Source organism: Acidihalobacter aeolianus, assembly GCF_001753165.1.
GTDB classification, from domain to species: Bacteria; Pseudomonadota; Gammaproteobacteria; order DSM-5130; family Acidihalobacteraceae; genus Acidihalobacter; species Acidihalobacter aeolianus.
This window is the reverse complement of the sequence record NZ_CP017448.1, coordinates 2,347,372-2,361,286: the sequence shown is the minus strand read 5'-3', so window position 1 is coordinate 2,361,286 and position 13,915 is coordinate 2,347,372. Positions and strand designations below refer to the sequence as shown.

Annotated in this window: 8 protein-coding genes; 3 read left to right on the top strand and 5 right to left on the bottom strand. The window is 66.1% G+C overall.

Annotation, left to right across the window (positions count from 1 at the left end; translation table 11 throughout):
* Window positions 1–191: 191 nt before the first annotated feature.
* Complete coding sequence (locus BJI67_RS10805; protein ID WP_156782118.1) at window positions 192–647, top strand: c-type cytochrome; 456 nt, start codon at window positions 192–194, stop codon at window positions 645–647.
* Window positions 648–1,316: 669 nt separating this feature from the next.
* On the opposite strand, the gene BJI67_RS10795 is transcribed toward BJI67_RS10805, so the two are convergent.
* Entirely contained in the window at window positions 1,317–2,207 is an 891-nt protein-coding gene (locus BJI67_RS10795) for a type IV secretory system conjugative DNA transfer family protein (protein WP_156782117.1), read from the bottom strand.
* 1 nt (window position 2,208) lies between these two features.
* Window positions 2,209–2,718 carry a DotD/TraH family lipoprotein gene (locus BJI67_RS16960; protein ID WP_083250821.1) on the bottom strand — a complete coding sequence of 170 codons (510 nt, stop codon included), beginning with the start codon at window positions 2,716–2,718 and terminating at the stop codon, window positions 2,209–2,211.
* Between the two features lie 601 nt (window positions 2,719–3,319).
* Here BJI67_RS16960 and BJI67_RS10785 point away from each other — a divergent pair.
* Entirely contained in the window at window positions 3,320–3,523 is a 204-nt protein-coding gene (locus tag BJI67_RS10785; protein WP_070073028.1) for a cold-shock protein, read from the top strand.
* A 165-nt stretch (window positions 3,524–3,688) separates the two neighbouring features.
* Window positions 3,689–3,946: an RNA recognition motif domain-containing protein gene (locus BJI67_RS10780; protein ID WP_070073027.1), complete on the top strand. Its 258-nt coding sequence runs from the start codon at window positions 3,689–3,691 to the stop codon at window positions 3,944–3,946.
* An 81-nt stretch (window positions 3,947–4,027) separates the two neighbouring features.
* Here the strand turns inward: BJI67_RS10780 and BJI67_RS10775 are convergent, their stop codons facing one another.
* Genes BJI67_RS10775 through BJI67_RS10765 form a run of 3 tightly spaced genes read right to left on the bottom strand, consistent with a single transcriptional unit; the run spans window position 4,028 to window position 13,795 of the window.
* Window positions 4,028–5,359, bottom strand: a complete 1,332-nt coding sequence (locus tag BJI67_RS10775) for an aminotransferase class I/II-fold pyridoxal phosphate-dependent enzyme (protein ID WP_070073026.1) — start codon at window positions 5,357–5,359, stop codon at window positions 4,028–4,030.
* Window positions 5,360–5,363: 4 nt separating this feature from the next.
* The gene (locus tag BJI67_RS10770; protein ID WP_070073025.1) at window positions 5,364–12,620 is read right to left on the bottom strand and encodes a type I polyketide synthase; all 7,257 of its coding nucleotides are present in this window, start codon (window positions 12,618–12,620) and stop codon (window positions 5,364–5,366) included.
* Between the two features lie 44 nt (window positions 12,621–12,664).
* A complete protein-coding gene (locus tag BJI67_RS10765) occupies window positions 12,665–13,795 on the bottom strand; it encodes a polysaccharide biosynthesis/export family protein (RefSeq protein WP_231940842.1) in 1,131 nt (376 codons plus the stop codon).
* Window positions 13,796–13,915: the final 120 nt, after the last annotated feature.

The following is a 13,915-nucleotide window of genomic DNA, read 5'->3' as shown; positions in this document are numbered from 1 at the left end:
GATTTGGCGTCACCAAACTGCGCTCCTCGCGCCTTGATGGGCGGTTTTTCAGTCACAACAGCGCTCCACTGCATCGTGTGAACAGGCCCTAGGGAACGAACCCACGCCACGGCGGTCACATCCTATTGGATTCGCGGATGTCGCCCTGCGGCCGTCCCGAACCTATCCAACCATCATAAGGAGAGAGTGGCATGTCCCGAGTGTCAGCAGCACAAGGAAACGTCAAGCGCCTGAAAGCCCTCGCGCTAGGCCTTGCAATCGCAGGATTCGGCGCCATGGCGAGCGCAAACGCGGCTCCCGGCCCTCTGCAGGAAGCCATCAATCACGGCAAGCACATGTTCATTCACGATACCTTCGGCGGTGACGGTGCAACGTGCGAGACCTGCCACCGCGCAGCGGGCATGGGTCCGACCATCGTGCATGGCCACCGTTTCCCCAGCCTGGCCAACGCCGCAGCGATCTTCCCGCGCTACAACCCGCGCGCGCACAAGGTCATCACCCTCGAAGACCAGATCCGCGGCTGCATCGCCCGCGGCCTCAAGGGCAAGCCGCCGGCCCCGGGCAGCATGGCCATGAGCAGCATGGTCGCCTATCTGACCTCGCTGTCGCAGGGCAAGCCGATCGACATGGGCGGTAAGCCGAAATAAACCTCACTATTTACCCACTTGATCATGTGGGTAAATACTGTCGGCTGCTCGAATCGGTAGCGAGTTGGTATCAACTCGCTACCGAAACCCATGAGGAAGACTCGTATCCAAGCACGAACACGACCGCATGGTCTTATCTGATCGTATGCATGATTTGATGCCAATAGTCGTGCCTGACCTGGGCGATGAAGGTTGAGCGGATACGTTAAAATCTGGTTTTACCCTTCTGACAGTCATACCTGGACTTTACCTCATGGCTCAGGGTTTGCTGTGTGCGGCATAGCCGAAACTCATGCCGTATGAAACTTTTGAGCGCGCGCCGAGTCACTGCCCACCACGCCCCCGAGATCGACAACGAAATCGGATCGGTCGGCGTGATCTTGATATCGGACGCGCCGTGCGACACCGACCAACGCAGGAATTCATCAAACACATCCAGGTCCCCCCACCCCCCAACGGGCGGCTCGGCTGGATACAGGGAAACCGGCGATTCCATTCAATCAGACACCATTTCGCATGCGAATTGACAGCTAATTGCACGCGAATCGCATGCAATTAGTCATAAGATTCAACCTCGAATACCCATTAACTCCCCACCCAAACGATTTCGCATGCGAGTCGATACCCATTCGCATGCGACTCGCATGCGAAGCTGGACCGACCTCGTGATTATTCGTCACTACCCTGAATCACCGGACGCCACGATGAAGCCTTGCGCCAGTTCGCGCCCGCCGTCAGGCGAAAGACCGTCTCGCCTACGCTGAGCGTTCGACCGTCCACCTTCACACCCACCTCGCCTTTGGCCAGGATCGGCGTCGATACCACGCCCCGATGATCCAGCCACCAGAAACGCGGCATGCCGGCATAGTCCCGCGTCAGCCGATGCAGCCCCAAATCAAAGGCTTCGTCGGCCTGCTCGATCCCGAGCTTCCAACCCATCTTGGCGCCGGCCCGCCAGGCTGCCTCATCGGATGAAAACCGGGGTTCACCTGAATCCCCGGATGAACCCACGCCAAACGACCCGCTGGACGCGCTGCTCGCGCCAGAGCTACCGCCCGCGCCACCCGGCAACAGGACAGGATTCGGCTTGAGCGGCGGCGTGCAGACGAGATACAAGTAATTCCGCCAGTTGGGCGCCGTGGAGACAATGCGTGCCTGACGCAGGATGTGCCAGGTGGTCTGCGCCGTCACGGCCATGTCATTCCCCTGTTGGCGATAAGAGGCATCGTCCTGCTCGATCACCGGCGGCAATACCCGTCCACCATCCAATAACAGACTGGCAAAATCATAAGCCGCATCAAGCTGAGCCTTCTCATTGTTCGTAAAAGCCATCAGTACCTTGGCTTGGTGACAGTAAGCCACCTGTGCCGAATAGGTCTCAGCCGCTTGATACACCGCCTTGTCGCGCACCCCCGTAACCGCAGAACCAGCCGAGGCTTCTGCCTGGGCAGAACTGGACGACATTGATAAAATCTGATGCAAATCAGGCTGTTGTGCAGCCATGACCGATGGCATAACACTCATCACCATCGCCGCCAGCAAAGTTCTGCGGTAACGCATCCTATCGACCCTCCAGTACAATCATGCCCGGCATCACTCGAATCTCAATATCGGATGGCGTCTGCCTGGCTACCTCCGCCAAAATGTCGGCCGCCGCCTTGTGACGCGCATAGATCGATACGTCAGGATCGGGCTGCAACGCACCCAACCGATTCGAGAAGGACCACCCCCAACGCGCCGCCAGTCCAGACAGCAATGTTGCGGCAGGACCAGACCACTGCACCGACATGCGTTCAGCAAGCGGAGAGTCAGGATTCAGCCCCGAGCAAACCGGCGACCCGCCCAGGCCAGGCAACGGAAAACCGTTATACGGTCGATCGGCCGTACGCAGGCTTTCCGACACCTGCTTGATCTGCGCAATGGATCGCTCAAGCGCCTGCTGCTGAGGCGAAACCGGCGTGACGGGCGGACGCTGAGCGGCGCACCCACCCAACAAAATCACCGCCGAGACACCGAGCGCAACCCGATAGGGAATCCCTAACGCCTTTGGCGGAAAATGTCGCGTTATCATCTTTCACCTACCTATACATTAGTCGGGTATAACCCGCTTGGAAAAAGCCCGAAATTTGGGGGCGGGAAAAGTAGATCAATTGAAAATTCACCGGGTATAGCTATTGCTTTTGCAATATATTGACTTTTATTCCTATACCTAACGGGGGGAGTGACCCAATATGCCGAAGGAAATGGGTAATACTTTCCCATCAAAAAGGCCCACCTTTTCCCGCCAGGATACTGCGCTGAACCCCTTTAATTTCCCTTCGGGATTCACCCCCATTCTCGAGCGCGGGAAACCCCTTCGAGGCGGCATCGGAAGATCCCTCGGAATGCGCCTCATCAGACACACCTTCAGGTTCGGTCTCGCGCTGCGAAACAGGGCGTGAAGCGGCGCCCGATGCGGCATCTGCCACAGGATTTGACCGGGCGGCAAATCCGATAGGGAGTGATTCCTAGCCCAAAACTGTTGGCTATTCGCGGCGAATAGGCCTATAGTCCGGGAAGCGTCAGATACTGTTAGTGACACCTTCAGCAGCTATCGTCTTCGAATCTCCTGATCCATCCTGACAAGTCCTGTGCGCTCACACCATCGTTCTAATGAGTCAAAGGTAATTTAAATGGCAACAGGTACTGTCAAGTGGTTCAACGAGTCGAAAGGCTTCGGCTTCATCTCCCAGAGCAACGGCGGCCCGGACGTGTTCGTGCACTTCAGCGCGATCTCGGGTTCCGGCTTCAAGACTCTGGCCGAAGGTCAGGCCGTCAGCTTCGACGTTGAGACCGGGCCGAAGGGTCCGCAGGCGAGCAACGTCGTCGCACAGTAAATCCGTATCGACGAACTTCGGGGCGCGCGTCAGCGTCGCTTCCGAGCTTCGGGATAAGGGGTTCGGGTCGGAGTTCCGCATCCGTACAAGGATGCAGGGCTCCGGCCCGTTTTCGTTTGTGCCCGGCAACAACCGCTATCCATGCGTTCGATTCGGAGGTATCGCATGAAAACATTATTCGTTGGCAACATTCCCGCAGAAACCACCGAGAGCGCCTTGACCGATCTCTTTGCCCAATACGGCAAGGTCCGCAAGCTTGAATTCCCTCGCGACATCTTCTCGGGCAAATGCCGTGGATTTGCCTTGATCGACATGGAAGGCCATGAGGCGCGGGAGGCAAAGGCCGCCCTGGACGGCAAGGACTTCAACGGCAACAGCCTGAAAATCCGGGATGAAAAGCCCAAGGCCAAGCGCCGCCGCTGATCGTGCGGCCTCGTTAATCTGGCCCATCGGCCGGTCAGCCTGGATACAACAGGGGGGGTAGGGACAGGGCCAGCAGGGATTTCAGCCCGGGTGCGTTTTGAGGACGCGTGAAATCGCCTCGAAGGTCCGTTCCAGATCGGTTTCGCTGTGCGCGCTGCTCATGAAGAAACGCAGGCGTGCGCGTTTTTCCGGCACGGCAGGATAGAGGATCGGCTGCACGTTGACGCCCTCCTGCAGCAGCAGGGCGGACAGTCGCACGGCATGCAGCGAACCGCCCACGATCCACGGAACCACCGCGTGCCCGCTGCTCGTCCCGGTATCGAGTTTGAGTGCCGTGGCGCGTGCGACGAATTCGTGTCCCACGGCCTGTAGCCGCGCCACGCGTTCCGGTTCCTCGCGCATTACCTCGAGCGCGGCCTGTGCCGCGGCGGCCAGCGGCGGCGCCAGGCCGACGCTGTAGAGAAAGCCCGGGGCGAGGAAGCGCAGATTGTCGATCAGCGCCTGCGATCCGGCGATGAAGCCGCCGCAGCTCGACAGGGTCTTGCTCAAGGTACCCATCCAGATATCCACCTCGCGCGGGTCCACGCAGAAGTGCTCGGCGAGCCCGTGCCCGGTACTGCCGAGCACGCCCAGCCCGTGCGCCTCGTCCACCATCAGCCAGGCATGATGGCGCTGCTTGATCTCCAGCAGGCGCGGCAGGTCCGGGAAGTCGCCGTCCATGCTGTAGATGCCCTCCACCACGATCAACGTGCGCTCGGCCTTCGTCCGGCGCTCGCGCAGCAGTGCCTCCAGCGCGTCCAGATCGTTGTGCGTGAAGGGCACGCGCTGCGCGCCGGACAGCGTGCTGCCGAGCACGATGCTGTTGTGCGCGTACTCGTCGTGCAGGATCAGGTCGCGCGGGCCGAGTAGATGGCCGATGGCGCTGACGTTGGTGGCATGTCCGCTGACCATCGCCAGCGCATCGTCGGCCTCATAGAGTGCGGCCAGCGAGCGTTCCAGTTCGCGGTGGAACGGCCGTTCGCCGGCCACGATGCGGCTGGCCGAGACCGTGGTGCCGTAGGCGGCGATCGCCGCCTGTGCTGCCTCGCGTACCCGCGGATGGGCGGCGAGATCCAGATAGTTGTAGCTCGCGTAATTGAGCACCTCGTGCCCGTCGATCCGGCTGTGTGCCGAAGCCGAACCCTCATGCACCAGGAAGAAGGGGCTGTCGACGCCGAGCTTCTGGCCGCCCTCGCGCATCAGGCGCACCTGCTGGTAGCCGGGTTGCAGGGCGAAATCGTAGAACTCCGGGGGTATCGCGTTCGCGGATGCAGCTGCGGCGGCAGCGGACGGTGCCGCGTCGATCTGCTGCATGCGCCGCTGCAACGCCTTCTGGATCAATTGATCCTTGATCTGCCCGGAAATACGTCGCATCGCCTCAACCCTCGCGGAATCCAACCACCGCACTGTACTCCTCGGCGCCGACGCCGTGCTGTTCGGCGAGGGCGGAAAGGTGGCGTTCATCCCCGCGCGCGGTATCGTGTGCGGATTCCTCCTGCAGCAGCTCACGCAGCAGGCGCTGCGCGAGTTTCTGCACGGTCGGCTCCTCGCTGAGCACGAAGGTCGGCACCTTGAAGCCCAGGCGCTCCTCCAGGGCCAATGCGAGCTCCATGCCCATCAGCGAGTCGAAGCCCATCTCGGTCAGTTTCTTCTGGCGGTCGATCTTTTCCGGGGCCAGACGCAGGATCTGCGCGACCTCGTGGATGATCCAGCCGCCCAGCGTATCGGCTGCCTCGTCCTCGCCGAGCTCGGCCAAATGCGCGCGCAGATCCGTGGTGTCGATGCCGCCGGTCGGGTCCGCGTCCTGCGCGTCGAGTTCGGCATACTGCGGGGTTTCCGCGAGCGGCAGATAGCGCCGGATCGCGCCCCAGTGCAGATCCGCGGCCGCCACCACCGGCTCGTCGCCAAGCAGGGCTGCCTCCAGCGCGTCGAGCGCGGCCGTCGCCGAGAGTGCGGCGCCGCCGATGCGTTTTTCCAGTGCGGAGCGGGTCTGCTCGTTGCGGGTCAGGAAGCCGGCATCGGCGATCGGGCCGAACTGCACCGCGGTACCCGGTAGGCCTTGGGCGCGGCGCAGGCGCACCAGCGCCTCCATCCAGCCGTTGGCGGCCAGATACGCGGCCTGGCCGACGTTGCCGAGCAGGTTGGCGATGGAGGAATACACCACGAAGAAGTCGAGCGCCTGGCCGCGGCTCAGGCGGTGCAAGTGCCACGCGCCGTCCACCTTGGGCGCGAGCACGCTGCGCAGACGGGCCTCGTCCAGGTTTTCGGCAAGGGCATCGTCGATCACCGCGGCGGCGTGCACGAGGCCGCGCAGCGTGCCCATCTCCGCGGCCTCGGCGAACAGCGCATGCACCTGCGCGCCGTCTGCGATGTCGCAGCGCACGCAGCGCAGTTCCACGCCCTGTTGGCGCAGGGCTTCCAGGGTCGCCGCGCCGGCCTCGTCCGGGTTGCCGGAGCGGCTTGCCAGCAGCAGTCGCCGGGCACCGCGCTCGGCCAGGCGCAGCGCGCTCTGCAGGCCGAAGCCCGCGGTCCCGCCGGTGATCAGATAAACCCCATCCCGGTCGAGTTCAAGGCGCGCCGGGGCAGGGGCCGTGTCGGCCGCTCTGGGCAGGAACGGACCACCCATGTCGACCACGATCTTGCCGATCTGCCGCGAGTGCTGCATGTGGCGGAAGGCGTCCACCACGCCATGGGTGGAGAACACCGTGGCCGGCAGCGGCGAGAGCGAGCCGTCCGCGAAACCCGCGAGGCAGGCCTTGAAAATGTCCTGGGTCAGCGCCGGGCGCACCGCCATCATCTGGTCGGCATCGATGCCGAAGTAGCTCAGATTGTTGCGCATCGGGCGCAGGCCGAGCGGCGTGTCGGCGTAGAAATCGCGCTTGCCCAGATCCAGAAAGCGGCCGAAGGGCTTGAGCAGGTGCAGGCTGCGGCGCATCGCCTCGCCGGCCAGGCTGTTGAGGACGATGTCGACGCCCTCGCCGTCGGTATCGCGCAGGATCTCGTCGGCGAATGCCAGCGAACGCGAGTCGTAGACGTGCTGCACGCCGAGGAGACGCAGAAAATCGCGCTTGGCCGGGCTGCCTGCGGTGGCCAGGACCTCGGCGCCCGCCTGCTGTGCGATCTGGATCGCGGCGATGCCGACGCCGCCCGCGCCGCCGTGGATCAGCACGCGTTCGCCGGCGCGCAGCCGGGCCTGTTCGTGCAGCGCATACCAGGCGGTGAAGAACACGGTCGGAACCGTCGCACCCTGCACGAAGCTCAGGTCCGCCGGCAGCGGCGCGATGCTCGTCGCGGAGGTGACCAGACGGTCGCTGAAGCTGGCCGCGGCGAAACCGAGCACGCGGTCGCCCACCGACCAGCCGCTGACGCCTTCGCCGACGGCGGTGAGCACGCCGGCAAACTCCAGGCCCAGGGTCGGCCCGGAGAAGCCGTTCTCCAGCGCCTCGTCGCTGAGCAGCCCGAGGGTGTACATCACGTCGCGGAAGTTCAGCCCGGTGGCGCGGACGGCCACCTCGACTTCGCCCGGCCCGGGCGCAGCGGCCGACCGTTCGCGCCAGCTCAGATGGCGCAGTTGTCCGGGGGTGGAGAAATCCAGCCGATGCACCGGGTCGGGCTGCGCGATGTCCGGTTGCGGTCTGCGTTCGACCACCCGCGCCACATGACGGGTTCCCGCCGCGTCGATCAGGATTTCGCGTTCGGCATCCGGGTGCAGCAGTTCGTCGAGCAGCGCGTTCCGCACGCTTTCCGCGGCCGGGTCGGCGTCGAGGATGCGCAGTTCGAGGTCGGGCCATTCGTTCTGCAGCGTGCGCGCAAAGGCGGCCACGCCGCGGGCGAGCAGAGCGCTGCCCGCGTCGCCATCGGCCAGCGCGCCGGGCAGCAGCAGCGTCAGGTGTGGCGCAGGGTGCTGGCGCAGGGCCCACAGACCGGTGCGGCGCAGCGCCTCGCAGGTCGCGAGCAGGCCTTGCGCGGGTTGCTCTCCCGCAGCCGGGCCCGGCTGGGCGGGAACGTGGAACAGGAGGTTGCGGCTGGCATGCTGCCAGCGCACCGCATCTAGCGCCTCGCCGCCGCGTGTCGGGGGGGCGGATTTCGGCATGTGCACCGCCTGCTGGCGCTCGCGCAGGGCGGCGGCCAGGGGCGCGAGGTTACCGCCGGTGCCCGTCAGCAGCCAGTCGGCAGCGCTGGGCTGGTCGGCCACGGCGGTTCCCCGCCGGGCCAGGGCGAGCCAGTGCCCGCCCGCGTCGAGGCGTTGCGTCTCGCCGATTTCGAGGTCGAGCGCGGTCAGCTCGGCCAGGCACTCGTCGAGGCTCGCGCTGACTGCGGGAATGCCCAGCTCGTGCCACCAGAATTCGGGTTCGAGGCCGGAAACCAGCAGCCAGCCGCCGGGACGCAAGCGCTCGGCGGCGAAGGCGAATGCGCCGCGGCGCGCCTCCGTGTCGCGCAGATCCTGGCGTATCCACACGAGGTCGAGCGGTGGGAGATGTGCCGGCGGGCGGGCGAGGTCGAAGGTGGACCAACCGCACCCGCTGCAAGGCTCCACCGGCGCGGGGTCGGCATGCTGCAGGCCGAGGTGAGGCCCTGCAGCATCGACGTGCCCGGCGAGCCGGGGCAGCAGTTCGGGCTGCCCCTCGGCCAGTTCCAGCACATCGAGGCGTCCGCTGCCGGGCAGCACCGCGAGGCGTTCAAGCACGGCAGTCGCCAGCGCGCCGCTCAGGCTGCGCACGGGCAGGGCAAGCAGACGGCGATAGCCGCCGGCGAGCATGTCGCCCGCGTTGCCGGCGGCTTCGCCGAGCCCCTGTGCGGCCAGTCGGCGGCGCCCCGCGGCCAGCGTCCAGTCGAGGAATTCCGGGTAATCCTGCAGCAGGGTCTGCCACAGCGCGTCGGCATCCACCGCGTCCATGCCGCTCTCGACGTTGCCGCCCAGGTCTTCCAGATACGCGGCCAGCAGCGGGGCGTATTCCTCGGCGTACAGGCGGCAGGCCTCGTTGTCGGTCAGTGCCGGTCCGGCATGGCGGATCAGATCGTCGGCCGCGAACGCAGCCGGCGCCTCGGGACGCGGCAGGGGCTGCAGCAGGGTCGCGAAACTGCGCACCCGTTCGGTGTCGTGTCGCTGCAGGCGCAGGCGGCGCATGCGTACGCCGCTACAACTGGCGCAGACGCGGCCCTCGGCATCGAGCAGCTGCACCTCGGCAAGGAAGGATTGCGGCGAACGCCGCAGCAGGCGGGCGCTCGCGGCCACTGGCGTACCCGTCCCGGCATGCCAGGTGAGGCGTTCCACGCGCACCGGGACGAAACCCCAGCCGCGTTCGGCGGTGCCGTCCAGCACCAGACGGTCGATAAAGAGCTGGAACGCGCCGTCGAGCAGGGCGGGCTGCACGCAGAAGCCTTGTACGGGCAGCGCTTCGGAGGTCGTCAGCTTCGCCCACAGGCGGTCACCGTCACAGCGCCCCGAGGCCACCGTGCGGAAGGCCGGGCCGTAGTGCAGGCCGGCGGCGTCGGCGATGGCGTAATGCTGCTCGGCGGCGAAGTCGAAGCCGTCGCCGCCGCCCTCCGGCGGGGCATGCGGCGCGTCGCCCGGCCCCGTGTACTCGCTGATGCGACCCCGCGCATGCAGCGTCCACGCATCGCCAAGCAGCGGGCGTGCCTGGACTTCCACGCTGCCCTCGTCGGAGAGCCGCGTGCGCACGATCTTGGCAGCGTTCTCCTCCAGCAGCAGCGGGGCGAGAATTTCGAGACCCTCCACGCGCAGTCCCGTGGCGGGATCGCGTTCAGGGTCCTGGGTGGCCGCGGCAAGCATCAGTTCGACGTAGCCCGCACCAGGGAAGATCGCGCCGTCGCCCACGCAATGGTCGGCCAGCCACGGGAAGCTCGCGGTGTCCACGCGCTGCTCCCAGGCGCCCGGATGTCCGGCAACCGGGTGGCCGAGCAGAGGGTGCGCCGGGTGACGGTGCAGCAGACCGGCGGATTCGGCGCTGATCTCGTGCCAGTGGCGTTCGTGTTCCCAGGGGTAGTGAGGCAGGTCGACGAAAGGCAGCGCCTGCGGATAGTGCCGCTCCCACTGCGCCGGCAGCCCGGCGATCCACAGCTCGCCGGCCGCTGCACGCAGGGCCTCGCGCTGCGCGGACTGGTCGCGGCGCAGGGTTTCGATCGGTCGCCCGCTGCGGCCGTGGTGTGCCAGGATGTCCTGCATGTAACTGCGCAGCACCGGGTGGCCGCCCAGTTCGACGAACAGGCTGCCGTATTCGGCGGAGGCGGCGAAGGCCGCCGTGAAGCTCACCGGCGCCCGCACGTTGTGCCACCAGTAGTCGGCGTCCAGCTGCTCGCCGGAAAGCATCTCGCCGGTCACCGTGGAGAAGAACGGAATCGTGCTCGCGCGCGGTTCGATTGCCGCGAGGTGCGCCTGCAGGGGCTCGCGCAGCGCGTCCATGTGCGGGCCGTGGAACGGGTAGTCCAGCGGCAGGCGTTTGCACGCCACGCCGCGTCCGCGCAGAAAGGTTTCCAGCCGGGTCAGCGCCTCGGTGTCGCCGGCCACCGTACAGCCACGCGGGCTGTTGTGCGCGGCGACGCAGAGCTGTGCGTCCAGACGCAGTTCGGCGATCCATTCGGCGGCATCCTCTGCCGCCGCCGCCACGGCCGTCATCTGACCCAAGCCGCGCGCGCGTTCCTGCTCGTGGCTGCGATAGAACACCACGCGCGTCGCGTCGGCCAGAGACAGCGCGCCGCAGGCCCAGGCCGCGGCCACCTCGCCCACGCTGTGACCGATCACCGCCGTGGGTTCGAAGCCGTGCGCGCGCAGCATCGCCGCCTGCCCGACCTGGAGCGCGAACAGGGCCGGTTGGGCGAACTGGGTCAGCGCATAGCGGTGCTCGCCGAGCAGGCCCAGCAGATCGTCGCGCAGGCGGTAGCCGGCCAGCGGCGCGAAGGTCGCGTCGATCTCGTCCACGCTGGCGGCGAAGGTCGGGTCGTCGAGCAGTTCTCGCCCCATCCCTTCCCACTGGCAGCCGTTGCCCGAGAACACCCACACCGGCCCGCCGGGTGTGCTGTCCGGTGTACGCCAATCGGCCAGCGATTCGCCGGTTTGCGCGTGCACGCCGCGTTCGGCGAAGGCGTCGAGCTTGTCCAGCAGGTCGCCGCGGCTGGATACCCACAGCAGCGCGCGCTGGGCGAGCCACTCGCGGCGGAAATTGAGTTGATAGAGGCTCGCCTCCCACTGCGCCGGTTTCTGCGCCGCGATGGCCCCATGCAGGTCGCGTGCGAACTGGCGCAGGGCGCTTGGCGAGGCCGCAGTGAGCATCAGCGGCCGTTGCGCCGTGGCCGGCTCGGCCGGCGGCGCGCTGCGCACGCGGCGGCGCTGCGCTGGCGGGCTCTGCAGGATCACATGTGCGTTCGCGCCGCCGAAGCCGAAGGAATTCACCCCGATGGTGAGCTGACCGCGGCTGCGCAGCGGTCGGGTGCGCGTCACCACCTCCAGTCCGTAGCGATCCAGCGGCAGGCGGGGGTTGAGTTCGGCGATGCCGATGGTCGGCGGTACGGCGCGTTCGCGCAGCGCGTGGATCGCCTTGAGCAGGCCCGGCACGGCGGAGGCGGTCTCCAAGTGCCCGAGATTGCTCTTCACCGAACCGATGGGCAGCGGATGGCCTTCGCGCCGTGCCTGCCCCAGCGCCTGGCCGATGGCCTCCACCTCGATGGGGTCGCCGACCGCCGTGCCGGTGCCGTGCGCCTCCAGGTAATCCACCTCGTTCGGGTCGATGCCGGCGGCCTCGTAGATCTCGCGCAGCAGCGCCGCCTGCGCGTCCACGCGCGGCACGGTCAGGCCGGACTTGTAGCCGTCGGCGTTGATCCCGGAGCGTGCGACCACGGCGAGGATACGGTCGCCGTCGCGTCGAGCCGTCTCATAGGGCTTGAGCACGAACACGCCGCCGCCCTCGGAGCGCACGTAGCCGTCCGCGCCGGCCTGGAACGGCCGACTCTTGCCCGAGGCCGACAGCATCGACGCCTTGGAGAAGATCACGAAGCCGTAGGGATGCAGGTGCAGGCTGATCGCGCCGGTCACCGCCACGTCGCTCTCGCCCGCCAGCAGCGAGCGGCAGGCCTGATGGAAGGCGACGAGCCCGGACGAACAGGCGGTGTCCACCACCAGACTCGGTCCGCGCCAGTCGTAGAAGTAGGACAGCCGGTTGGCGGCGATGCTCGCGGTCGAGCCGGTGGCCGAGTTCGGGCCGATCACGGCAAGGTCGTCGGCCACGCGATAGGCGTAGTCCGTGCTGGCCAGACCGATGAACACCCCGCAGCGCCGGCTGCGCAGCTCTGCGGGTTTCAGGCCCGCGTGGCTCAGCGCTTCCCAGCTCATCTCCAGCAGCAGCCGCTGCTGCGGGTCCATCGCCGCCGCCTCGCGCGGCGAGATGCGGAAAAAGCCGGCGTCGAAACCGGACACGTCGCCGAGCGAACCCGCCGAGAAGGTCACCGAGGTGCCCGGGTGGCCGCGTTCGGGGTGATGGTACGCGCCATGCGCCCAGCGGTCCGCCGCGACCTGGGTGATCAGGCTGCGTTCGGCCAGCAGGTCCGCCCAGAAACGTGCGTCGCTGGTCTGCGGCAACCGCGTGGAATAGCCGACGATGGCGATTCTTGTGTCTTTCATGCGCCGATCAGCCGTCGTTGCTCATGATGCTTACCCCTGGCCCGTTATTTGATCACACCCAACGCATTCAAGGTCTGGAACGGATACACGATCTGCACGATCAGGTTCAGGAACTTGCTGAAGTCCTGCGACGGCGCCGTGGCCACGAAGATCAGGTCGTGGTTCTGGATCGGGAAGGTCTGCGCCGCGAAGAAGGTCGCCGGATTGCTTAGATCGAAGCGGAACACCACCGGAATCTTGCCGTCCGGCAGCGGCTTCACCGGTTCCGGCCAGTGTGGTAGCAACGTCGGCGACTCGAAGCGGAACACATACACCGCACGCGCGTCCGCCTGGTTGGTATTCAACCCGCCGCTGCGTGCCAGCGCCTGCGCCAGGGAGATGCCCGTGGCCTCGAAGTCGATCTCCTTGGCTTGCATCGTGGCACCCATTGCGGTTACGTGCAGCGGACGATACAGCGCCGTCAGCACGTCGCCCGCGCGCAGCGAGATGTTGTCCATTGGATTGCGGATAACGTCCATCAGCGGTAGCTGCAGCACATTGCCGTCGCGCGCGATCTGGAGCGTGATCTTGCTCACCGGGTGGACCACGCCGCCGGCCGCTGCCAGCGCCTGCAGAATGGTCACGCCGCCGGGGATCATCGGTACCTGCCGGCTCTGTTTGACGTTACCCACCACGGAAATGCTTTGCGCGTGGTTGTTGACCAGCTTCACCACCACCTGTGGGTCGTGAGCGAGACCCATGAGATGCTGGCGGACCTCGGCGGCGATCTGGTTGGGCGTCTTGCCGTCGCAGGGGATCATGCCGGCAAAGGGGATGACGATGTTGCCGTCGGTGCCCACCATCTGCTGAGGGATGGAGGTCATGATCGCCCCGGAGGGTACGGTGGTCGCCGTGATCGCGGGCGTGAACAGCATCGCCGGGGGCGCTTCCCAGATGTACACCTCCACCACGTCGCCGGGCCCGAGCGTGTAAGCATCGGGATGCGGGTTGGCAAAGGCCTTGAGCATGGCGGCACGCGGCGCGTCCAGTTGCTGCTTGATGTGTCGGGCGACCGCGTAATTCACGTTGACCAGCTGGATGCCGGAAAGCTTCTGGTTGCTGGCTACATCCGATATCGCGCCCGCCGTTGGGCCGTCATGGGGCAGGAACCCGGCGCAGCCGGCCAGGCTGGCCAATCCGCCGACCAGGGCCAGAACTCGCGCGGTATTTTTCAGTGTCCTGGTGAGCGTCCCGCGAATACAATAAATAAAAGTTATTGAGTTTGTCCGTAGATCGGCTGGCGGCTGTTGTTGGTG